The 21,549-nt window shown below is 68.7% G+C and carries 21 protein-coding genes; 20 read left to right on the plus strand and 1 reads right to left on the minus strand.

Annotated elements, in window-relative coordinates:
- Positions 1 to 322: 322 nt before the first annotated feature.
- From benA to PKO50_RS11450, 5 genes are all read left to right on the plus strand, one after another.
- Positions 323 to 1,687: a benzoate 1,2-dioxygenase large subunit gene (benA, locus tag PKO50_RS11430; RefSeq protein WP_275629740.1), complete on the plus strand. Its 1,365-nt coding sequence runs from the start codon at positions 323 to 325 to the stop codon at positions 1,685 to 1,687.
- The gene (benB, locus tag PKO50_RS11435; RefSeq protein ID WP_275629741.1) at positions 1,684 to 2,172 is read left to right on the plus strand and encodes a benzoate 1,2-dioxygenase small subunit; all 489 of its coding nucleotides are present in this window, start codon (positions 1,684 to 1,686) and stop codon (positions 2,170 to 2,172) included. The genes benA and benB overlap by 4 nt, the downstream gene beginning before the upstream one ends.
- Before the next feature lie 10 nt (positions 2,173 to 2,182).
- A complete protein-coding gene (gene benC / locus PKO50_RS11440) occupies positions 2,183 to 3,196 on the plus strand; it encodes a benzoate 1,2-dioxygenase electron transfer component BenC (protein ID WP_275629742.1) in 1,014 nt (337 codons plus the stop codon).
- A gap of 236 nt (positions 3,197 to 3,432) precedes the next feature.
- Positions 3,433 to 4,206 (plus strand): 1,6-dihydroxycyclohexa-2,4-diene-1-carboxylate dehydrogenase, encoded by a 774-nt coding sequence (locus tag PKO50_RS11445; protein WP_275629743.1) that lies wholly within the window; start codon positions 3,433 to 3,435, stop codon positions 4,204 to 4,206.
- Positions 4,207 to 4,363: 157 nt separating this feature from the next.
- On the plus strand, positions 4,364 to 5,692 hold the full coding sequence (locus tag PKO50_RS11450) for an MFS transporter (protein ID WP_109934986.1): 1,329 nt from the start codon (positions 4,364 to 4,366) through the stop codon (positions 5,690 to 5,692).
- A gap of 14 nt (positions 5,693 to 5,706) precedes the next feature.
- On the opposite strand, the gene PKO50_RS11455 is transcribed toward PKO50_RS11450, so the two are convergent.
- Positions 5,707 to 6,579 (minus strand): LysR family transcriptional regulator, encoded by an 873-nt coding sequence (locus PKO50_RS11455; RefSeq protein ID WP_109934987.1) that lies wholly within the window; start codon positions 6,577 to 6,579, stop codon positions 5,707 to 5,709.
- 153 nt (positions 6,580 to 6,732) lie between these two features.
- Between PKO50_RS11455 and PKO50_RS11460 the strand changes: the two genes are divergently transcribed.
- The 15 genes from PKO50_RS11460 (at position 6,733) to PKO50_RS11530 (ending at position 21,382) form a co-directional block, all read left to right on the plus strand.
- Positions 6,733 to 7,854: a muconate cycloisomerase family protein gene (locus PKO50_RS11460; protein ID WP_109934988.1), complete on the plus strand. Its 1,122-nt coding sequence runs from the start codon at positions 6,733 to 6,735 to the stop codon at positions 7,852 to 7,854.
- A 37-nt stretch (positions 7,855 to 7,891) separates the two neighbouring features.
- Positions 7,892 to 8,182: a muconolactone Delta-isomerase gene (catC, locus tag PKO50_RS11465; protein WP_015477003.1), complete on the plus strand. Its 291-nt coding sequence runs from the start codon at positions 7,892 to 7,894 to the stop codon at positions 8,180 to 8,182.
- Between the two features lie 61 nt (positions 8,183 to 8,243).
- Positions 8,244 to 9,173, plus strand: a complete 930-nt coding sequence (catA, locus tag PKO50_RS11470; RefSeq protein ID WP_109934989.1) for a catechol 1,2-dioxygenase — start codon at positions 8,244 to 8,246, stop codon at positions 9,171 to 9,173.
- 179 nt (positions 9,174 to 9,352) lie between these two features.
- The gene (locus PKO50_RS11475) at positions 9,353 to 10,552 is read left to right on the plus strand and encodes a benzoate/H(+) symporter BenE family transporter (protein ID WP_275629744.1); all 1,200 of its coding nucleotides are present in this window, start codon (positions 9,353 to 9,355) and stop codon (positions 10,550 to 10,552) included.
- Between the two features lie 199 nt (positions 10,553 to 10,751).
- Entirely contained in the window at positions 10,752 to 12,011 is a 1,260-nt protein-coding gene (locus PKO50_RS11480; protein WP_275629745.1) for an OprD family porin, read from the plus strand.
- Between the two features lie 43 nt (positions 12,012 to 12,054).
- Positions 12,055 to 12,939, plus strand: a complete 885-nt coding sequence (locus PKO50_RS11485) for a methyl-accepting chemotaxis protein (RefSeq protein ID WP_275629746.1) — start codon at positions 12,055 to 12,057, stop codon at positions 12,937 to 12,939.
- 110 nt (positions 12,940 to 13,049) lie between these two features.
- On the plus strand, positions 13,050 to 14,510 hold the full coding sequence (locus PKO50_RS11490) for a 2-hydroxymuconic semialdehyde dehydrogenase (RefSeq protein ID WP_275629747.1): 1,461 nt from the start codon (positions 13,050 to 13,052) through the stop codon (positions 14,508 to 14,510).
- A 15-nt stretch (positions 14,511 to 14,525) separates the two neighbouring features.
- Positions 14,526 to 15,335: a fumarylacetoacetate hydrolase family protein gene (locus PKO50_RS11495; RefSeq protein WP_275629748.1), complete on the plus strand. Its 810-nt coding sequence runs from the start codon at positions 14,526 to 14,528 to the stop codon at positions 15,333 to 15,335.
- A 10-nt stretch (positions 15,336 to 15,345) separates the two neighbouring features.
- Entirely contained in the window at positions 15,346 to 16,278 is a 933-nt protein-coding gene (locus tag PKO50_RS11500; protein WP_275629749.1) for an acetaldehyde dehydrogenase (acetylating), read from the plus strand.
- Positions 16,275 to 17,285 (plus strand): 4-hydroxy-2-oxovalerate aldolase, encoded by a 1,011-nt coding sequence (gene mhpE / locus PKO50_RS11505; RefSeq protein ID WP_275629750.1) that lies wholly within the window; start codon positions 16,275 to 16,277, stop codon positions 17,283 to 17,285. The genes PKO50_RS11500 and mhpE overlap by 4 nt, the downstream gene beginning before the upstream one ends.
- 280 nt (positions 17,286 to 17,565) lie before the next feature.
- Complete coding sequence (locus PKO50_RS11510; protein ID WP_275629751.1) at positions 17,566 to 18,354, plus strand: fumarylacetoacetate hydrolase family protein; 789 nt, start codon at positions 17,566 to 17,568, stop codon at positions 18,352 to 18,354.
- The gene (locus PKO50_RS11515; RefSeq protein WP_275629752.1) at positions 18,351 to 18,776 is read left to right on the plus strand and encodes a RidA family protein; all 426 of its coding nucleotides are present in this window, start codon (positions 18,351 to 18,353) and stop codon (positions 18,774 to 18,776) included. Before PKO50_RS11510 ends, PKO50_RS11515 begins: the two co-directional genes overlap by 4 nt.
- A gap of 20 nt (positions 18,777 to 18,796) precedes the next feature.
- Positions 18,797 to 19,369, plus strand: coding sequence for a 3-hydroxyanthranilate 3,4-dioxygenase (locus tag PKO50_RS11520; protein WP_109936979.1), 573 nt, complete (start codon positions 18,797 to 18,799; stop codon positions 19,367 to 19,369).
- Positions 19,366 to 20,352, plus strand: coding sequence for an amidohydrolase family protein (locus PKO50_RS11525; RefSeq protein ID WP_275629753.1), 987 nt, complete (start codon positions 19,366 to 19,368; stop codon positions 20,350 to 20,352). Before PKO50_RS11520 ends, PKO50_RS11525 begins: the two co-directional genes overlap by 4 nt.
- Before the next feature lie 52 nt (positions 20,353 to 20,404).
- The gene (locus PKO50_RS11530; RefSeq protein ID WP_275629754.1) at positions 20,405 to 21,382 is read left to right on the plus strand and encodes a LysR substrate-binding domain-containing protein; all 978 of its coding nucleotides are present in this window, start codon (positions 20,405 to 20,407) and stop codon (positions 21,380 to 21,382) included.
- Positions 21,383 to 21,549 lie beyond the last annotated feature (167 nt).

The following is a 21,549-nucleotide window of genomic DNA, read 5'->3' on the forward strand; positions in this document are numbered from 1 at the left end:
TTCGCGGTTATCCGCCGTTGGCCGATGCGCCGATACACGACGCAAACGGCGGATAACGCCGTAGGCGTTATGCGCCCTACGGGTTTCCAGAGAAATATCCGCGCGCACCGGAACGCCCCTTCAGAAGGCCGAGCGAAACCGGCGCTCAGGAGGTCATGCGACATGGATGTCGACCCCGCACCCCCTAAATCCCCACCCCCCTGAAACACCCCGCAACCCCGCCTGCAAAAACCGGATAACGCTCTGCACAAAGCGGATATTGCCCCCGTCCACCCAGCCCTAACCTGAGCCTGCCTGAACAATAACAACGGAGGCCCCGGCCATGACCCTGGGTATCGACTACTTGCGTTCCCTGCTCGAAGAAGACCCCGTCAAGGGCGTCTACCGCTGCAAGCGCGAAATGTTCACCGACCCGCGCCTGTTCGAACTGGAGATGAAGCACATCTTCGAAGGCAACTGGGTCTACCTCGCCCACGAAAGCCAGATTCCCGAGAAGAACGACTTCCTGACCACCCTGATCGGTCGCCAGTCGATCTTCATCGCGCGCAACAAGGATGGCGTGCTCAACGCCTTCCTCAATGCCTGCAGCCACAAGGGCGCCATGCTCTGCCGGCACAAGTCGGGCAATCGCTCCAGCTACACCTGCCCGTTCCACGGCTGGACCTTCAACAACTCCGGCAAGCTGCTCAAGGTCAAGGACCCGGCCGAGGCCGGCTACCCGTCGAGCTTCAACTGCGAAGGCTCGCACGACCTGACCAAGGTGGCGCGCTTCGAGTCCTACCGCGGCTTCCTCTTCGGCAGCCTCAACCCCGAGGTGCGCCCGCTGGTGGAGCACCTGGGCGAGTCGGCGAAGATCATCGACATGATTGTCGACCAGTCCCCCGAAGGCCTGGAAGTGCTGCGCGGCTCCTCCACCTACATCTACGAGGGCAACTGGAAGCTCACCGCCGAGAACGGCGCCGACGGCTACCATGTCAGCTCCGTGCACTGGAACTACGCCGCCACCCAGAACCAGCGCAAGCAGCGCGAGGCCGGCGAGGAAGTGAAGACCATGAGCGCCGGTGGCTGGGCCAAGCACGGCGGCGGCTTCTACTCCTTCGAGCATGGCCACATGCTGCTCTGGACGCGCTGGGCCAACCCCGAGGACCGCCCGGCCTACGAGCGCCGCGAACAGCTCGCCGCCGACTTCGGCCAGGCCCGCGCCGACTGGATGATCCAGAACTCGCGCAACCTCTGCCTGTACCCCAACGTCTACCTGATGGACCAGTTCAGCTCGCAGATCCGCATCGCCCGGCCCATCGACGTCAACCGCACCGAGATCACCATCTACTGCATCGCGCCCAGGGGCGAAAGCGCCGAGGCCCGCGCCCAGCGCATCCGCCAGTACGAGGACTTCTTCAACGTCAGCGGCATGGCCACCCCGGACGACCTGGAGGAGTTCCGCTCCTGCCAGCAGGCCTACCAGGGCAGCGCCGAGGGCTGGAACGACATGTCCCGTGGCGCCGCGCACTGGATCGAGGGCGCCGACGAAGCCGCGCAGGAAATCGAACTGCACCCGCAACTGTCCGGCATGCGCACCGAGGACGAAGGCCTGTTCGTGCTGCAGCACAAGTACTGGCTGCAGGCGATGAGCGAAGCCCTGGCCGCCGAAGAAGCCAAGCGCATTCCGCTCGAGGAGGCCGTGTGATGAGCCGCTACGAAACCGTCCGCGACTTCCTCTACCGCGAAGCCCGCTACCTCGACGACAAGGACTGGGACGCCTGGCTGGAGCTGTACGCCAGCGACGCCAGCTTCTGGATGCCGGCCTGGGACGACCGCGACGAGCTGACCCAGGACCCGCAGCGGGAAATCTCGCTGATCTGGTACGGCAACCGCGGCGGCCTGGAAGACCGCGTGTTCCGTATCAAGACCGAGCGCTCCAGCGCGACCATGCCGGACACCCGCACCTCGCACAACATCAGCAACATCGAGGTGCTGGACGAGGAGGGCGGCATCTGCCAGGTGCGCTTCAACTGGCACACCCTGAGCTTCCGCTACAAGACCACCGACAGCTACTTCGGCACCAGCTTCTACGCCATCGACCTGCGCGGCGACAACCCGCTGATCAAGGCCAAGAAGGTGGTCCTGAAGAACGACTACGTCCGCCAGGTCATCGACATCTACCACATCTGAGGTGGCCGCCATGAGCTATTCGATCGCACTGAACTTCGAAGACGGCGTCACCCGCTTCATCGACGCCAACCCCGGCGAGACCGTGGCCGACGCGGCCTACCGCCAGGGCGTGAACATCCCCCTGGACTGCCGCGACGGCGCCTGCGGCACCTGCAAGTGCTTCGCCGAGGCCGGCCGCTACGACCTGGGCCAGGACTACATCGAGGACGCGCTGAGCGAAGAGGAAGCCGAGCAGGGCTACGTGCTGACCTGCCAGATGCGCGCCGAAAGCGACTGCGTGGTGCGCGTGCCGGCCTCCTCGGACGTCTGCAAGACCCAGCAGGCCAGCTACCAGGCCGCCATCAGCGAGGTGCGCCAGCTGTCCGAGAGCACCATCGCCCTGTCGCTCAAGGGCGAGTCCCTGAGCAGGCTGGCCTTCCTGCCGGGGCAGTACGTCAACCTGCAGGTGCCGGGCAGCGACCAGAGCCGCGCCTATTCCTTCAGCTCGCTGCAGAAGGGCGGCGAGGTCAGCTTCCTGATCCGCAACGTGCCGGGCGGGCTGATGAGCAGCTTCCTCACCAGCCTGGCCAAGGCTGGCGACAGCCTGGAACTGGCCGGCCCCCTGGGCAGCTTCTACCTGCGCGACATCAAGCGCCCGCTGTTGCTGCTGGCCGGCGGCACGGGCCTGGCGCCCTTCACGGCGATGCTGGAGAAGATCGCCGAGCAGGGCAGCGAGCACCCGCTGCACCTGATCTACGGGGTGACCAACGACTTCGACCTGGTGGAGCTGGACAGGCTCGAGGCCTTCGCCGCGCGCATCCCCAACTTCAGCTTCAGCGCCTGCGTGGCCAACCCCGAGAGCAGCTATCCGCAGAAGGGCTACGTCACCCAGCACATCGAACCCAGGCACCTCAACGAAGGCGAGGTGGACATCTACCTGTGCGGCCCGCCGCCGATGGTCGAGGCGGTCAGCGCCTACATCCGCGAGCAGGGCATCACGCCGGCCAACTTCTACTACGAGAAGTTCGCGGCCAGTGCGGCGTGATGGGGCGCTGTAAGAGCCCCTCTCCCTAACCCTCTCCCTGAAGGGAGAGGGGACCGTCCTGAGCTGCTGGCCTGCATGGCTTCAGCCGGAGGTTTCGGCACATACGGAGCTGCCGGTTGAAGCCTTGGATGACGCAGGCACGGACAAGCCCCCTCTCCCTTCAGGGAGAGGGCGGGGGGAGAGGGCAGCCGGATACCGCACCCACCTCCCAGGACGCAACCATTGCCGAGGTAACCATGAACAGATTCGCCAACAAGGTCGCCATCGTCACCGGCGCCGCCCAGGGCATCGGCCGCCGCGTCGCCGAGCGCCTGGCCGAGGAGGGCGCCCGCCTGGTGGCGGTGGACCGCTCCGAGCTGGTCCACGAACTGCAGGACGAACTCGGCCAGCGCGCCGAGGTGCTGACCCTCACCGCCGACCTCGAGCAATTCGCCGAGGCCCAGCGCGTGGTCAATGAGGCCGTGCAGCGCTTCGGCCGCCTGGACGTGCTGGTCAACAACGTCGGCGGCACCATCTGGGCCAAGCCCTACGAGCACTACGCCGAGCACGAGATCGAGGCCGAGGTGCGCCGCTCGCTGTTCCCCACCCTGTGGTGCTGCCGCGCCGCGCTGGTGCCGATGCTGGAGCAGGGCGGCGGGGCCATCGTCAACGTCTCCTCCATCGCCACCCGCGGCGTCAACCGCGTGCCCTACGGCGCTGCCAAGGGCGGGGTGAACGCGCTGACCGCCTGCCTGGCCTTCGAGACCGCCGAGCGCGGCATCCGCGTCAACGCCACCGCGCCGGGCGGCACCGAGGCGCCGCCACGGCGCATCCCGCGCAACGCTGCCGAGCAGAGCACGCAGGAGAAGGCCTGGTACCAGCAGATCGTCGACCAGACCGTGCAGAGCAGCCTGATGAAGCGCTACGGCAGCATCGACGAACAGGTCGGCGCCATCCTCTTCCTGGCCTCCGACGAAGCCTCCTACATCACCGGCGTGACCCTGCCGGTAGGCGGTGGCGACCTGGGTTGAACCACACACATTCGTAGGATGGGTTGAGCCGAAGGCGATACCCATCGCCCGGAGTTGATGGGTATCGCTGCGCTCAACGCCATCCTACGTAAAGACGGACCGCCCACGACGCGGCCCGAACGGCTTCTCGCACAACAACAAAAAAGAGAGTGACGCCATGCGGAAAATCGACGTACACGAGGTCATCGACAACGCGCGCTTCGGCCGCTTCCATTGGCGCGTGATGGCCTGGTGCGCCCTGCTGCTGATCTTCGACGGCTACGACCTGTTCATCTACGGCGTGGTATTGCCGGTGCTGATGAAGGAATGGAGCCTGAGCCCGCTGCAGGCCGGCGCCCTGGGCAGCTACGCGCTGTTCGGGATGATGGCCGGGGCGCTGTTCTTCGGCCCGCTGGCCGACAAGGTCGGGCGCAAGAAGGGCATCGCCATCTGCTTCGTGCTCTTCTCCGGCTTCACCGTGCTCAACGGCTTCGCCACCAACCCCACGCAGTTCGGCATCTGCCGCTTCATGGCCGGCCTGGGCATCGGCGGGCTGATGCCCAACGTGGTGGCGCTGATGAACGAATACGCGCCGAAGAAACTGCGCAGCACCCTGGTGGCGGTGATGTTCAGCGGCTACTCCCTGGGCGGCATGCTCTCCGCCGGCGTGGGCATCTACATGCTGCCGCGCTTCGGTTGGGAGGCGATGTTCTTCGCCGCGCTGCTGCCGCTGTTGCTGCTGCCGCTGATCCTCTGGCAACTGCCCGAGTCGGTGGGCTTCCTGCTGCGCCAGGGCCGCACCGGCCAGGCCCGCGCCATCCTGCGCCGCGTCAGCCCGGAAAGCGCGCTGGACGACACCAGCGAACTGCACCTGGACGAGGGCAAGCCCCGGGGCGCGCCGGTGCTGGAACTGTTCCGCGAGGGCCGGGCGCTGCGCACCCTGATGCTCTGGGTGGCGTTCTTCTGCTGCCTGCTGATGGTCTACGCGCTCAGCTCCTGGCTGCCGAAGCTGATGGCCAACGCCGGCTACAGCCTGGGTTCGAGCCTGTCGTTCCTGCTGGCGCTGAACTTCGGCGGCATGTTCGGGGCGATCTTCGGCGGCTGGCTGGGCGACCGCTTCAACCTGCCCAGGGTGGTGGCGCTGTTCTTCGTCGCCGCCGCCGTTTCCATCACCCTGCTGGGCTTCAACAGCCCGATGCCGGTGCTCTACCTGCTGATCGGCATCGCCGGGGCCACCACCATCGGCACGCAGATCCTGCTCTACGCCACCGCCGCGCAGTTCTACGGCCTGGCCATCCGCTCCACGGGCCTGGGCTGGGCCTCGGGCATCGGCCGCAACGGCGCCATCGTCGGCCCGCTGCTGGGCGGCTCGCTACTGGCCATCGAGCTGCCGCTGCACCTGAACTTCATGGCCTTCGCCATCCCCGGCGCGGTGGCCGCACTGGCCATGTACCTGGTCAGCCGGCGCAGCCTGGCGGTCGCCCCGCTGGCCGGAGCCCAGGCGTGAAGCGCCGCGCCGGCCTAGCGGTTGACCTGCTCGATCAGCGTCAGGCAGCGCTGCACCATGGCGCTGACGTCGCCGGCGCGGCGGCTGAGGATGATCGGCGACACCGCCTCGGGTTCCTCCAGGCTGGCGTAGCCGATGTCCGGGCGGTGCTGCTGCTGCACCGAGGCCGGCACCAGGGCCACGCCCAGGCCGGCGGCGACCAGGCCGATGGCGGTCTGCAGCTCGTTGGCCCACTGCGCCACGCGGATGCCCAGGCCGTGGTTGGCGAACAGCGCCAGCACGTGGTCGGCATAGCTCGGCCGCGGGTTGGCCGGGTACAGCACGAAGGGCTCGCGGGCCAGGCGCCGCAGGCTCACCGGCGCCCCCAGCAGGGGGTGCCCGGTGGGCAGCACGGCCACCAGCGGGTCCTCGCGCAGCACCTGCTGGTGGATGGCCGGGTCGTCGAAGCGCATGCGCCCGAAGCCGATGTCGATGCGCCCGCTCTTGAGCGCCTCGACCTGCTGCAGGGTGGTCATCTCCTGCAGGCCCAACTCCAGCTCGGTGTCGGCGCGCAGCTCGCGGATCAGCTCCGGCAGCACCGCGTAGAGGGTCGAGGGGGCGAAGCCGATGCCCAGCCACTGGCGCTGGCCCAGGCCGATGCGGCGGGTGTTGTCGCAGATGTTCTGCAGCTGTTCGAGCAGGGTGCCGCTCTGCTCGTAGAAGAAGCGCCCGGCCTCGGTCAGGCGCAGCGGCCGGCCGCGCTCCAGCAGCTCGACGCCGAGCAGTTCCTCCAGCTGCTGGATCTGCCGGCTCAGCGGCGGCTGGGCGATGTGCAGGCGCTCCGCGGCGCGGGTGAAGTTGAGGGTTTCGGCCACCGCCTGGAAGTACCGCAGGTGTCGAAGCTCCATGATACCTCCAGGGTATGGAACGAGAGGGCAATGATATTGGACTGCCTGCCACTGCTGGCGCAATCCTTCGACGTGCAAGACAAGACCTGGAAGGTATCGGCTGCGACAGACGGCCGGGCCTCGACAAGAGCCTAGCGTGATATGGAACCTGACATGACCCAAGCCCTGATCGAACGCCTCGAGGCGATCATCGTCGACCTGCCGACCATCCGCCCGCACAAGCTGGCGATGCACACCATGCAGCGGCAGACCCTGGTGATCCTGCGCCTGCGCTGCAGCGACGGCATCGAAGGCCTCGGCGAGGCCACCACCATCGGCGGCCTGGCCTACGGCAACGAAAGCCCCGAGAGCATCAAGGCCAACCTGGAGGCGCACTTCGCGCCCCTCCTGGTCGGCCAGGACGCCTGCAACGTCAACGCCGCCATGCAGCGCCTGGACAAGGCCATCAAGGGCAACACCTTCGCCCGCTCGGCGGTGGAGACCGCGCTGCTCGATGCCCAGGGCAAGCGCCTGGGCCTGGCCGTCAGCGAGCTGCTCGGCGGCCGCGTGCGCGACGGCCTGGAAGTGGCCTGGACGCTGGCCAGCGGCGACACCGCCCGCGACATCGAGGAAGCCGAGCGCATGCTCGACCTGCGCCGCCACCGCATCTTCAAGCTGAAGATCGGCGCCAACGCGCTGGAGCAGGACCTCAAGCACGTGGTGGCGATCAAGCGGGCCCTGGGCGAGCGCGCCAGCGTGCGCGTGGACGTCAACCAGTACTGGGACGAGTCCCAGGCCATCCGCGGCTGCCAGGTGCTCGGCGAGAATGGCATCGACCTGATCGAGCAGCCCATCTCGCGCATCAACCGCGCCGGCCAGGTGCGCCTGAACCAGCGCAGCCCGGCCCCCATCATGGCCGACGAATCCATCGAGAGCGTCGAGGACGCCTTCAGCCTGGCCGCCGACGGCGCCGCCAGCATCTTCGCCCTGAAGATCGCCAAGAACGGCGGCCCGCGCGCCGTGCTGCGCACCGCGCAGATCGCCGAGGCGGCCGGCATCGCCCTGTACGGCGGGACCATGCTCGAAGGCGCCATCGGTACCCTGGCCTCGGCCCACGCCTTCCTCACGCTGAAGCAACTGACCTGGCACACCGAACTGTTCGGCCCGCTGCTGCTGACCGAGGAAATCGTCACCGAGCCGCCGGTGTACCGCGACTTCCAGCTGATGGTACCGAACGCCCCGGGCCTCGGCCTGAGCCTGGACGAGGAGCGCCTCAAGCGCTTCCGCCGCCCCTGAACCCGCGCCTGAATTCTGCGATAGAGGAGAAGCCCCCATGCTGTTCCACGTGAAGATGACGGTGAAACTGCCCGTCGACATGGACCCGGCCAAGGCCGCCCAGCTCAAGGCCGACGAGAAGGAACTGGCCCAGCGCCTGCAGCGCGAGGGCAAGTGGCGCCACCTGTGGCGCATCGCCGGGCACTACGCCAACTACAGCGTCTTCGACCTCGCCAGCGTCGAGGAACTGCACGACACCCTGATGCAGCTGCCGCTGTTCCCCTACATGGACATCGAGGTCGACGGGCTCTGCCGCCATCCGTCCTCCATCCATGCCGACGACCGCTGAGCCCGGACCCGCAATCCCGACCGACGAAACCCCTGTATAAGAACAAGACGAGGTGAACACCATGACCGTGAAGATTTCCCAGACTGCCGAGATCCAGAAGTTCTTCGAAGAAGCCGCCGGCTACGGCAACGACGCCGGCAGCCCGCGCCTGAAGCGCATCATGCTGCGCGTGCTGCAGGACACCGCGAAAATCATCGAGGACCTGGAAGTCACCGACGACGAATTCTGGACCGCCGTGGACTACCTGAACCGCCTGGGCGGCCGCGGCGAAGCCGGCCTGCTGGTGGCGGGCCTGGGCATCGAGCACTTCCTCGACCTGCTCAACGATGCCAAGGACGCGCAGATCGGCAAGACCGGCGGCACCCCGCGCACCATCGAAGGCCCGCTGTACGTGGCCGGCGCGCCCATCGCCCAGGGCGAAACCCGCATGGACGACGGCAGCGAGGACGGCGTGGCCACCGTGATGTTCCTCGAAGGCCGCGTGCTGGACCTGGACGGCAAGCCCATCGCCGGCGCCACCGTCGACCTGTGGCACGCCAACACCAAGGGCAACTACTCCTACTTCGACCAGAGCCAGAGCGAGTACAACCTGCGCCGCCGCATCGTCACCGACGCCGAGGGCCGCTACCGCGCCCGCAGCATCGTGCCCAGCGGCTATGGTTGCGACCCGCAGGGCCCGACCCAGGAGTGCCTGAACCAGCTCGGCCGCCACGGCCAGCGCCCGGCGCACATCCACTTCTTCATTTCCGCCCCCGGCTACCGCCACCTGACCACCCAGATCAACCTGTCCGGCGACCAGTACCTGTGGGACGACTTCGCCTACGCCACCCGCGACGGCCTGGTCGGCGAAGTGAACTTCGTCGAGAACGCCCACGGCATCGAAGGCCGCGTCGCCGAGCTGGAATTCAGCTTCCAGCTGCAGAAGGCCACCAGCACCGATGACGAACAGCGCAGCCACCGCCCGCGCGCGCTGCAGGTGCAGGGCGCCTGAGCCACGCTACCCGCACTGCGTGCTCTTCGTAGGAGCGAGCTTGCTCGCGAACCAACCCCCGCTGCGAAGCTGGGTTCGCGAGCAAGCTCGCTCCTACACCGTTACCCCAGGCATCGTTCCCAGCCGGCTTGCCGGCAGGGCGAAGCCTTGCGTGCAGAACAAGAAAAAAGTGAGGCGCCATGAAAGACCTCATCCGCGACTTCTCGTTGTCCGCCCTGGTGGCCGGGTTGATCGCCACCCTGATTTCCTACGCCGGCCCCCTGGTGATCATCTTCCAGGCGGCCAAGAGCGCCGGCCTGCCCGACGCCGCGGTGTCGTCCTGGGTCTGGGCGATCTCCATCGGCAGCGGCGTGCTCGGCATCCTCCTCAGCCTGCGCTACAAGGTGCCGCTGGTGATCGCCTGGTCGGCGCCCGGTTCGGCGCTGCTGGTGGCGCTGCTGCCGGGCATCGGCCTGAACGAGGCGGTCGGCGCCTACCTGGTGTCGAGCCTGATCATCTTCCTGGTGGGCATCTCCGGCGCCTTCGACCGCGTGGTCGGCAAGCTGCCGCCGGCCATCTCCGCGGCCATGCTGGCGGGCATCCTGTTCAGCTTCGGCACCCAGCTGTTCGTCTCGCTGCAGGCCAAGCCGGCGCTGGTGCTGGCCATGTTCGTCGCCTACCTGCTGGGCAAGCGCCTGGCGCCGCGCTACGCCGTGGCCCTGGTGCTGCTGGTGGGCTGCGCCATGGCCATCGGCGGCGGCGAGCTGAACGCCTCGGCGCTGGTGATCGGCCTGGCCACGCCGCAGTGGATCACCCCTGAGTTCAGCGTCCACGCGTTGCTCAACATCGCCCTGCCGCTGGTGGTGGTGGCGCTCACCGGGCAGTTCGTGCCGGGCATCGCCGTGCTGCGCAACGACGGCTACCAGACCCCGGCGCGCCCGCTGATCGCCAGCAGCGCCCTGGGCACCCTGCTGCTGGCGCCCTTCGGCTGCCACGGCCTGAACCTCGCCGCCATCACCGCGGCCATCTGCACCGGCCGCGAGGCCCACGAGGACCCGGCGCGGCGCTACGTCGCCGGGGTGGTGGGCGGCGTCGCCTACCTGCTGCTGGGGCTGTTCGGCGCCACCCTGGTGTCGCTGTTCAGCGCCTTCCCCCGCGAGCTGATCGCCGCCCTGGCCGGCCTTGCGCTGTTCGGCGCCATCGGCGGGGCGCTGGCTGGCGCCATGGGCGTGCCGGAGGACCGCGAGGCGGCGCTGATCACCTTCCTGGTGACCGTCTCGGGCATGTCCTTCCTCGGCCTGTCGGCGGCCTTCTGGGGCCTGATCTTCGGCCTGGCCGCGCACCTGCTGCTGGTGCGCCGCCGCGCCCGCCAACCCGAGACGCGCGCCGTGCGCGCCTGACCACGGAGCAACCGCAAGCGGGCGCCCGGCCGGGGTGTCCGCCCCAGGCAAGACGGCAGCGGAAGCAGGGCAGGGCGGCTGACGAAGCGGACAGCCCCATGCCCCCGCGGGCCGACACACAGCTCCCCGCCCAGCGCTTGGCCGCGGCCCTCCGGTCGCTAGGCAGGGGATCGTACAACCATAAGAACAAGAGAAAATCATGAGCAATCGCGTATGCGTGACCGCCGTCGCGCTGGGTATCGGCGTGGCCGCCACCCAGCCGGCGGCCGCGGCCGAAGGGCTGATCGAAGGTGCCAGCGCCACCCTGCAGGCGCGCAACTACTACTTCAGCCGCGACTTCTCCGACATCGTCGGGCCCAACCGGCAGTCCAGGGCGGAGGAGTGGGCCCAGGGCTTCATCCTCAACTTCAGCTCCGGCTACACCCCGGGCCCCGTCGGCTTCGGCCTGGACGCCATCGGCGTGCTCGGCCTGAAGCTGGACAGCAGCCCCGACCGCACCAGCACGGGCCTGCTGCCGGTGGGCGGCGACGGCCGCGCGCCGGACGACTACAGCCGCCTGGGCCTGGCCGGCAAGGTGAAGTTGTCGAAGACCGAGCTGAAGGTCGGCGAACTGCAACCCAACCTGCCGGTTCTGGTGTTCAGCGACATCCGCCTGCTGCCGCCCAGCTACCAGGGCACCTTGCTGAGCTCCAGCGAAATCCCCGGGCTGACCCTGCAGGCCGGGCACCTCACCTCCACCCACCTGCGCAACGAGGGCGGCGACGAGAAGATGATCGCCATGCTCAGCTACCAGCCGCAGCGCCAGGCGCAGAGCGACGCCTTCAACTATGCCGGCGGCGACTACGACTTCAATGGCAAGCGCACCCGCGTCAGCGCCTGGTACGGCCAGCTGGAGGACATCTACAAGCAGCGCTTCCTCGGCCTCAAGCACGCCCAGCCGGTGGGTGACTGGGTGCTGGGCGCCAACCTCGGCTACTTCGACGCCAGCGAGGACGGCAAGCACCTGCTCGGCGACATCGACAACCGCGCGGTCTTCTCGCTGCTCTCGGCCAAGCGCGGCGGGCACACCTTCTACCTCGGCTACCAGGGCATGTTCGGCGACAGCGCCTTCCCCCGGGTGTTCGCCAACGTCTCGCCGCTGGGCAACGAGGTGCCGACCTACGAGTTCGCCTCCACCGACGAGCGCTCCTGGCAGGTGCGCTACGACTACGACTTCGTCGCCCTCGGCGTGCCCGGCCTGACCACCACGGTTCGCTACATCAGCGGCGACAACGTCGACACCGGCATGGGCTTCGAGGGCAAGGACCGCGAGCGCGACCTGGACATCGGCTACACCGTGCAGAGCGGCCCGGTGGCCGGGCTCAACGTGCGCGTGCGCAACGTCATGGCGCGCTCCAACTACCGCAGCGACATCGACGAGAACCGGCTGATCCTCAGCTACACCTGGAAGCTGTTCTGAGCCCACCCGGGGGCCGCGCGGCCCCCTTCGCCAAGGAGACCCCATGACGCGCAAGACCACCGCCGCCACGCTGCTCGGCCTGGCCGCGCTCTGCGCCCTCTGCCTGCCCTGGCTGCCCTCGGCCCAGGGCGCGCTGCTGGCGCCGTTGCTGGCCTGCCTGCTGGGCGCCGGGCTGCTCTACCACCGCCTGCCGGCGCAACGCATCGAGGTGCCGGTGCCCGTGGCCGTCGCGGCGCAGCCCCCGCCGCCGCCCTCGCTGCCGGAGCCCGCTCCCTGCGTGGCCGACCCCCTGGCCGGGCGCCTGCGTCCGCCCCTGGGCGACCTGCGCCAGGCGCTGCAGCAGACCGAGGACGACATGCGCTACGCCGACGACCTGGCGCGCAACGCCGGCGACCGGGTGGCGCAGAGCGCCAGCAGCATACAGGCCGCCGCCGGCGCCCTGGGCGAGCTGGAAGGCTACATGGCGCACATGACCCAGGTGTTCGACGAACTGGGCCGCGAGTCCCTGCGCATCGGCGCCATCGTCGGCAGCATCCAGGACATCGCCCGGCAGACCAACCTGCTGGCGCTCAACGCCGCGATCGAGGCGGCCCGCGCCGGCGAGCACGGCCGCGGCTTCGCCGTGGTGGCCGACGAGGTGCGCAACCTGTCGCACCGGGTCAACGGCTCCAGCGAGCAGATCCGCGGGATTTCCGACAGCCTGCGGCACTCCGCCGAGGAGGCCCAGGCCGGCGTGCAGCGCCTGGGCGACTCGACGCGCCAGGGCCTGGCCCGCGCCGCCGAGGCGCTGCAGGCCATGCAGGAGATGCGCGAAGGCGCGGTGATGCGCGTGCAGATCGTCCAGCGCATCCTCCAGCGCCTGGGCACCCAGCAGGTGCTGGCCGGCGAGCTGCAGGTGCTGGTGGAAGGCGCCGAGGCAAACGCCTGAAGGCGCGTTCAGGTATTCCTGCAGGGGATACCTGAGAGCGCTTTTTTGATTATCCGCTTATAGGGAGCCTCCCTAGACTCGGCGAAAAACACCCTACAAGGGAGGTCGCCGTGTCTCATCACTTGCTCCGCCACTACATCGCGGGCGCCTTCGTCGGCAGCAGCCGCACTTTCGACAACGTCTCGCCGGTGGACGGCCGGCTGCTCGGCCAGGTCTGCGAGGCCGGCGAGGCCGAGGTGAACGCCGCCGTGGAAGCTGCGGCGGCGGCGCAGAACGGCCCCTGGGCACGTTTCAGCGCGGCCCAGCGCGCCGACCTGCTGGAGCGCATCGCCGACGGCATCGAGCGGCGCTTCGAGGACTTCGTCGCCGCCGAAGTGGCCGACACCGGCCGCCCCGTGCACCAGGCGCGCAGCCTCGACGTGGCCCGCGGCGTACAGAACTTCCGCAGCTTCGCCGGCCAGGTGCGGCAGGGCGGCGGCGAATTCTTCGAGATGCGCAGCGGCGATGGCAGCGACGTGTTCAGCTACACGGTGCGCAAGCCCCATGGCGTGGTGGCGATCATCTCGCCGTGGAACCTGCCGCTGCTGCTGCTCACCTGGAAGGTCGCGCCGGCCCTGGCCTGCGGCAACTCGGTGGTGGTCAAGCCCTCGGAAGACACGCCCTCCAGCGCCACCCTGCTGGCCGAGGTGATGCACGAGGTGGGCGTGCCCGCCGGGGCGTTCAACCTGGTCCACGGCTTCGGGCCGAACTCCGCCGGCGAGTTCCTCACCCGCCACCCGCAGGTGGACGCCATCACCTTCACCGGCGAGTCGCGCACCGGCTCGACCATCATGCGCGCCGCCGCCGAAGGCGTGCGCGAAGTCTCCTTCGAGCTGGGTGGCAAGAATGCCGCGGTGGTCTTCGCCGACTGCGATTTCGAGGCGGCGGTGGCCGGCGTGCTGCGCTCCAGCTTCACCAATTCCGGGCAGGTCTGCCTGTGCTCCGAGCGCGTCTACGTCGAGCGGCCGATCTACGAACGCTTCGTCGCCGCACTCAAGGCCGGCGCCGAGCAACTGAAGATCGGCTACCCCGACGAGGACGGCGTGGACATGGGCTCGCTGATCTCCCACAAGCACCGCGACAAGGTGCTGGGCTACTTCCGGCTGGCCGTGGAGGAGGGCGCCAGCGTGGTCAGCGGCGGCGGCGTGCCGCACTTCGACGATGCGCGCGACAAGGGCGCGTTCGTCCAGCCGACCATCTGGACCGGCCTTGCCGACGACGCCCGCTGCATGCGCGAGGAGGTGTTCGGCCCGGTCTGCCACATCGCGCCCTTCGACAGCGACGAGGAAGTGCTGCGCCGCGTCAACGACTCCGCCTACGGCCTGGCCGCCTCGCTGTGGACCCGCGACCTGGGCCGCGCGCACCGCGTCTCGCGGCGCATCCACGTGGGCATGGTGTGGGTCAACACCTGGTTCCTCCGCGACCTGCGCACCCCCTTCGGCGGCGCCCGGCTGTCCGGCCTGGGCCGCGAGGGTGGCCGCCACTCGCTGGACTTCTATTCCGAACTCACCACCGTCTGCGTCAACCCCTGAGGCCAGGAGAAACCCATGCATCCAGCACTCATCGAAGCCGCCGCGCGCCTGCGCCAGGCCCGTGACAGCGGCCAGCCCTGCGCCCCGGTGCGCGACCTGATCCAGCCGGCCGGCCAGCAAGGCAACGCCGCCGCGCTCGACCTGGCCTATGCCGTGCAACAGCGTAACAACACCGCCGACATCGCCGCCGGCTGGCGCCCGGTGGGCCACAAGATCGGCCTGACCTCCCGTGCCGTGCAGCGCCAGCTGGGCGTGGACCAGCCGGACTTCGGCCGCCTGTTCGCCCAGATGGCCCGCGGCGACGGCCAGCCCATCGCCTGGAACGACTGCCAGCAGCCCAAGGTGGAGGCGGAAATAGCCCTGGTGCTGGAACACGACCTGTGCCACGAGCGCCACACCCTGGCGGACATCTTCCGCGCCACCGCCTTCGCCCTGCCGGCCATCGAGATCGTCGGCAGCCGCATCGCCAACTGGGACATCAGCCTGCTCGACACCGTGGCCGACAACGCCTCGTCCGGGCTCTTCGTGCTCGGCAGCCGCCCGGTGCGCCTGGAGCGGCTGGACCTGGTGAACTGCGGCATGAGCCTGAGCCTGCGCGGCGAGCCGGTGTCGGTCGGCGCCGGCGCGGCCTGCGTGGACAACCCGCTGAACGCAGTGCTCTGGCTGGCCGACACCATGGCCCGCCTGGGCGAACCGCTGCGCGCCGGCGACGTCATCCTCACCGGCGCCCTGGGGCCGATGGTCCCGGTACGCCCGGGCGACGTCTTCAGCGCCGACATCCAGGGCCTGGGCCGCGTCAGCGCCGCCTTCGCCGAAGCCCAGTGAGGAAGCCCGCATGAGCCAGAAACGCAAAGTCGCCATCATCGGCTCCGGCAACATCGGCACCGACCTGATGATCAAGCTCCTGCGCAACGCGCAGCACCTGGAAATGGCCGCGATGGTCGGCATCGACCCGGCCTCCGACGGTCTGGCCCGCGCAGCACGAATGGGCGTCGCCACCACCCACGAAGGCGTGGAAGGCCTGACCCGCCTGCCGATCTTCGACGAGATCGACTTCGTCTTCGATGCCACCAGCGCCGGCGCCCACGTGAAGAACGACGCCTTGCTGCGGGGCCACAAGCCCAATCTTCGCGTGATCGACCTGACCCCGGCCGCAATCGGTCCGTATTGCGTGCCGGTGGTCAACCTGGAGCAGCATCTGCAGGCATTGAACGTGAACATGGTGACCTGTGGCGGGCAGGCGACCATTCCGATGGTGGCGGCCGTGTCCCGCGTGGCGAAGGTGCATTACGCGGAAATCATTGCTTCCATCGCCAGCAAGTCCGCCGGCCCCGGCACCCGCGCCAATATCGACGAATTCACCGAGACCACGTCGAAAGCCATCGAAGTCATCGGTGGGGCAGCCAAGGGCAAGGCGATCATCATCATGAACCCGGCCGAGCCGCCGCTGATCATGCGTGACACCGTCTACGTCCTGTCCGAAGCAGTGGACCCGTCCAAGGTGGAAGCCTCGGTCGAAGAGATGGCTGCGGCCGTGCAGGCCTACGTCCCCGGTTACCGCCTGAAGCAGAAGGTGCAGTTCGACGAGGTCCGCGACCTGAACATCCCCGGCCACGGCCGCTTCAGCGGCCTGAAGACCTCGGTGTTCCTCGAAGTCGAAGGCGCCGCCCACTACCTGCCGGCCTATGCCGGCAACCTCGACATCATGACCTCCGCCGCGCTGGCCACCGCCGAGCGCATGGCCCAGGCGATGGGAGCTGCGGTATGAAAAAGCTGTATATCTCCGACGTGACCCTGCGCGATGGCATGCATGCCATCCGCCACCAGTATTCGCTGGACGATGTTCGGGCGATTGCCACGGCCCTGGACATGGCCAAGGTGGACTCCATCGAAGTCGCGCACGGCGATGGCCTGCAAGGTTCTTCGTTCAACTACGGCTTCGGCGCACACACCGACCTGGAATGGATTGAAGCGGCAGCGGATGTGGTCAACCACGCCAAGATCGCCACGCTGCTGCTGCCTGGCATTGGCACCATCCACGACCTGAAGGCTGCCTACAACGCCGGTGCTCGCGTCGTGCGCGTGGCCACCCATTGCACCGAAGCGGACGTCTCCAAGCAACACATCGAGTACGCCCGCGAGCTGGGCATGGACACCGTCGGTTTCCTGATGATGAGCCATATGCAGACGCCGGAGGGCCTCGCGCAACAGGCCAAGCTGATGGAGAGCTACGGTGCCACCTGTATCTACGTGGTCGATTCCGGCGGCGCCATGAACATGGACGACATCCGGGCGCGTTTCCGCGCGGTGAAGGCCGTGCTCAAGCCCGAGACCGAAACCGGCATCCACGCCCACCACAACCTCAGCCTCGGCGTGGCCAACTCCATCGCCGCGGTGGAAGAGGGCTGCAACCGCATCGACGCCAGCCTGGCGGGCATGGGCGCCGGCGCCGGCAACGCGCCGCTGGAAGTCTTCATCGCCGCCGCCGACAAGCTCGGCTGGCACCACGGCACCGACCTCTATGCGCTGATGGATGCCGCCGACGACCTGGTGCGCCCGCTGCAGGACCGCCCGGTGCGGGTGGACCGTGAAACCCTGGCCCTGGGCTACGCCGGCGTCTATTCGAGCTTCCTGCGCCACGCCGAGGTGGCCTCGGCGAAGTACGGGATCAAGGCCGTGGACATCCTCGTCGAGCTGGGCAAGCGGCGCATGGTCGGTGGCCAGGAAGACATGATCGTCGACGTGGCCCTCGACCTGCTGGCCACCCGCGCCTGACATCGAGCCCGACTGTAGGAGCAGGCCCTGCCTGCGATTCGCGCGCAGGGCGCGCTCCTACAAAGGCACGGTGTCGGGGCAACCCGTAGGAGCGGATCTCATCCGCGAATCGCGCCGGAACCTCCGGCTATCGCGGACAAGGTCCGCTCCTACGGTGGGCCCCCTCGACTGTAGGAGCGAGCTTGCTCGCGAACCGACTCCGCAGCGGGGCCAGGTTCGCGAGCAGGGGCTAGGCGCCCCCTCGATCCTACGAAAAGCGTAATCCGCAGGAGTACAGCATATGAGCACCGATATCCCCCGCATCGCCCAGGCCCTCGACCAGGCCGCGCGGCATGCCGAACCCCTGGCGCAGTTCAGCGCCAGCGCGCCATTCAGCCTGGACGACGCCTACCGCATCCAGCGCGCCTCCATGCAGCGCCGCTATGACGACGGCGAGCGCGGCATCGGCGTCAAGCTGGGCTTCACCAGCCGCGCCAAGATGGTCCAGATGGGCGTCGACAGCCTGATCTGGGGCTGGCTCACCGACGCCATGCTGGAAGAGGACGGCGGCCTGGTGGACCTGGCCCGCTACATCCACCCGCGCGTCGAGCCGGAGGTCTGCTTCCTCACCCGCCGCGCCATCGACCGCCCGCTGACCCTGCTGGAGGCGGCCGACTACCTGGAGGCCGTGGCCCCGGCGCTGGAGATCATCGACTCGCGCTACCAGGCCTTCAAGTTCAGCCTGGAGGACGTGGTGGCGGACAACTGCTCCTCCGCCGGCCTCACCGTCGGCCCCTGGTCGCGGGACTTCGCCGGGCTGGCCAACGCCGGCGTGGTGCTGCGCCTGGACGGCCGCGTGGTCCAGGCCGGCTCCACGGCCGCCATCCTCGGCAATCCGCTGCGCAGCCTGGTGCAGGCTTCGCGCCTGCTGCACCAGGCGCAGATCGAACTGCCCGCCGGCAGCCTGGTGATGGCCGGCGCCGCCACCGCCGCCGAGGCCGTGCGGCCCGGCATGCACGTCAGCGTCGAGGTCCAGGGCCTGGGGCAGAGCAGTTTCAGCGTGCGCAACGATCAAGGAGCAGCAGCATGAGCGACAACAAAGCCACCGTGGTCGCCGGCAAGGCCACCCCGCGCGGGCGCTTCCCGCACATCAAGCGCGCCGGCGACTTCCTCTTCGTCTCCGGCACCAGCTCGCGGCGCCCGGACAACAGCTTCGTCGGCGTCGAGGTGGACGCCATGGGCACCACCAACCTGGACATCCGCGCGCAGACCCGCGCGGTGATCGAGAACATCCGCGACATCCTCGCCAGCGAACACGCCAGCCTGGCGGACGTCGTCGAGATCAGCGCCTTCCTCGTCGATATGAATGACTTCGGCGGTTACAACCAGGTCTACGCCGAGTACTTCGACGAGAACGGCCCGACCCGCACCACCGTGGCAGTGCACCAGCTGCCGCACCCGCACCTGCGCATCGAGATCAAGGCCGTGGCTTATGCGCCGCGCCCCCGTTGAACCGCTGGGAGAGAACAACAATGGACAAGCACCACTTCAGCGCCCCCTTCAATTTCAACCGCTGGCTCGACGAGCACGCCCACCTGCTGCAGCCGCCGGTGAACAACCAGCAGATCTGGCAGGGCAGCGACTACATGGTCACTGTGGTCGGCGGGCCCAACCAGCGCACCGACTTCCACGACGACCCGGTGGAAGAGTTCTTCTACCAGTTCAAGGGCAACGCCTACCTGAACATCTGGGACCGCGGCCGCTACGAGCGGGTGGACCTCAAGGAGGGCGACATCTACCTGATGGCCCCGCACGTCATCCATTCGCCGCAGCGCCCCGAGCCCGGCAGCCTGTGCCTGGTGATCGAGCACCGCCGCCCGCAGGGCCGGCACGATGCCCTGCAATGGTCCTGCGCGCGCTGCGGTTGCCTGGTCAAGCGCTACGAAATGCAGCTGCAGAGCATCGTCGCCGACCTGCCGCCGGTGTACGAGCAGTTCTACGCCACCTCCGACGAGGAACGCCGCTGCCGCGAATGCGGCGAGATCCACCCGGGCCGCGACTGGCAGGCCTGGCACAAGACACTCAACGAGTTCCACAGCGTATGAAGATCGACATCCACTCGCACTTCTTCCCGCCCATCACCCAGGCCGAGGCCGCTCGCCTGCACCCGCAGCGCGCGCCCTGGCTGCGCACCGAGGGCCGGCACGGGCAGATCATGCTCGGCGACAAGCCGTTCCGCCCGGTGCACGACGTGCTCTGGGACCCGCAGCGGCGCCTGGAGCACCTGGACGAACAGGGCCTGGACGTCCAGGTGATGTGCGCCACCCCGGTGATGTTCGGCTACGACCAGCCCATCGAGCGCGCGCTGCCCTGGGCGCAGTTGATGAACGACCGCGCCCTGGAGATGGCCGCCATCGCCCCGGAGCGTCTCAAGGTGCTGGCCCAGGTGCCGTTGCAGGACATCGACGCCGCCTGCCGCGAGGCCAGCCGCGCCAAGGCCTGCGGCCACGTCGGCGTGCAGATCGGCAACCACGTCGGCGAGCGCGACCTGGACGACGCCGGGCTGGAGACCTTCCTGCGCCACTGTGCGCAGGAGGGCATCCCGCTGCTGGTGCACCCCTGGGACATGCTGGGCCGCGAGCGCATGAAGAAGTGGATGCTGCCCTGGCTGGTGGCGATGCCGGCGGAGACCCAGCTGGGCATCCTCTCGCTGATCCTCTCCGGCGCCTTCGAGCGCCTGCCCGAGTCGCTGCGCATCTGCTTCGCCCACGGCGGCGGCGCCTTCGCCTTCCTGCTCGGGCGGGTGGACAACGCCTGGCGCCACCGCGACATCGTCCGCGAGGACTGCCCGCAACTGCCCTCCAGCTACGTGAAGCGCTTCTTCGTCGACTCGGCGGTGTTCGACCCCGGCGCGCTGCGCCTGCTGGTGGAGGTGATGGGCGCCGACCGGGTGATGCTCGGCTCCGACTCGCCTTTCCCGCTGGGCGAACAGAGCATCGGCGCCGGCGTGCTGGAGCACCCGCTGCTGGGCGAAACCGACAAGGCGCGCATCTGCGCCGGCAATGCGAGGGCCTTCTTCGGCCTCTGAGAGCTTCCATGGCAGGGTGTCGGCGCAACGGCCGGCCAGAACGAGGTGCCAGATGAAATCCAGCGTCGTATCCGTCGCGCGCAAACTGAAGTTCTACCAGCTGGTTGTGTTCGACCAGGTAGCGCAGAGCGGCTCGCTGCTGCGGGCCGCCCAGGTGCTGAACATGACCCAGCCGGCGGTGACCAAGGTCATCCACGAACTGGAGTCGTACTTCGACGCGCCGCTGCTGGAGCGCGGCAACCGTGGCGTCAGCGTCACCGAGCTCGGCGAATTGGTATTGCGCCGGGCGCGCTCGATGCTCGCCGAGCTGCGCGCATTGGGCGACGAGGTGGAGGCCTTCCGCGAAGGTACCTCCGGGCACGTGGTGGTGGGCACCCTGATTTCCGCCTCCACGTCCTTGCTGCCGCATGCCTTGCGCCTGCTCAAGGCGCGCGCGCCGAAGGTGCTGGTGTCGGTGCGCGTCGGCCAGTTCGACCAGTTGTTCCCGGCGTTGATCGGTGGCGAGGTCGACCTGGTGGTGGGCCGCGTTCCGGACGACTGGCCAGTGCGCGGCGAGGCTCGCTCACTGGGCGTGGACGTGCTCTACGAGGAGCGCCTGTGCATCGTCGGCGGCCAGGAGCACCCGCTGCATGGCAGGGCGGGGCTGGGCCTGGCCGACCTGCACGATTGCCCCTGGGTGCTGCCGCCGCCCGGCTCGCTGCTGCGGCAGACGGTGGACCGGCTGTTCACCCGGGCCGGCCTGGCGCTGCCGGGCAACGTCATCGAGTCGCTGTCGGTACTGACCAACGTCGCGCTGATGCAGGACCAGCGGACCGTCGGCCTGCTGCCCCTGGAGACCGCCCGGCAACTGGCGCAACCCGGTGGCGTGCGGGCCTTCGAGCTGGGCATGCCGCTGCGCTTCGGCGACATCGGCTGCTTCCACCCCGGCGAACGTGAGCTGGGGCCGGCGGCGCGGTTGTTCCGCGAGTGCCTGGGGATCGCCAGCGCGGAGCAGGGCGCCGAGCCCCCGGAGGCACGATCACCGGTGTGACGGTGCTGTTGCACATTCGCAATCAGCGGATGCAGGCCGTCGACTAAGCGGATAGCCCCGCTCACTCGACTGGTCGCTAATGGCGTGGACCGGCCGCCCGGTCCGCGGCGACGACGACCTTCCTTCGTAGGCCGCCTGCGGGCGGCCTGGGGGAAGTATTTGCCTAC

The organism is Pseudomonas sp. 273 (assembly GCF_029201425.1).
Taxonomy (GTDB): domain Bacteria; phylum Pseudomonadota; class Gammaproteobacteria; order Pseudomonadales; family Pseudomonadaceae; genus Pseudomonas; species Pseudomonas delhiensis.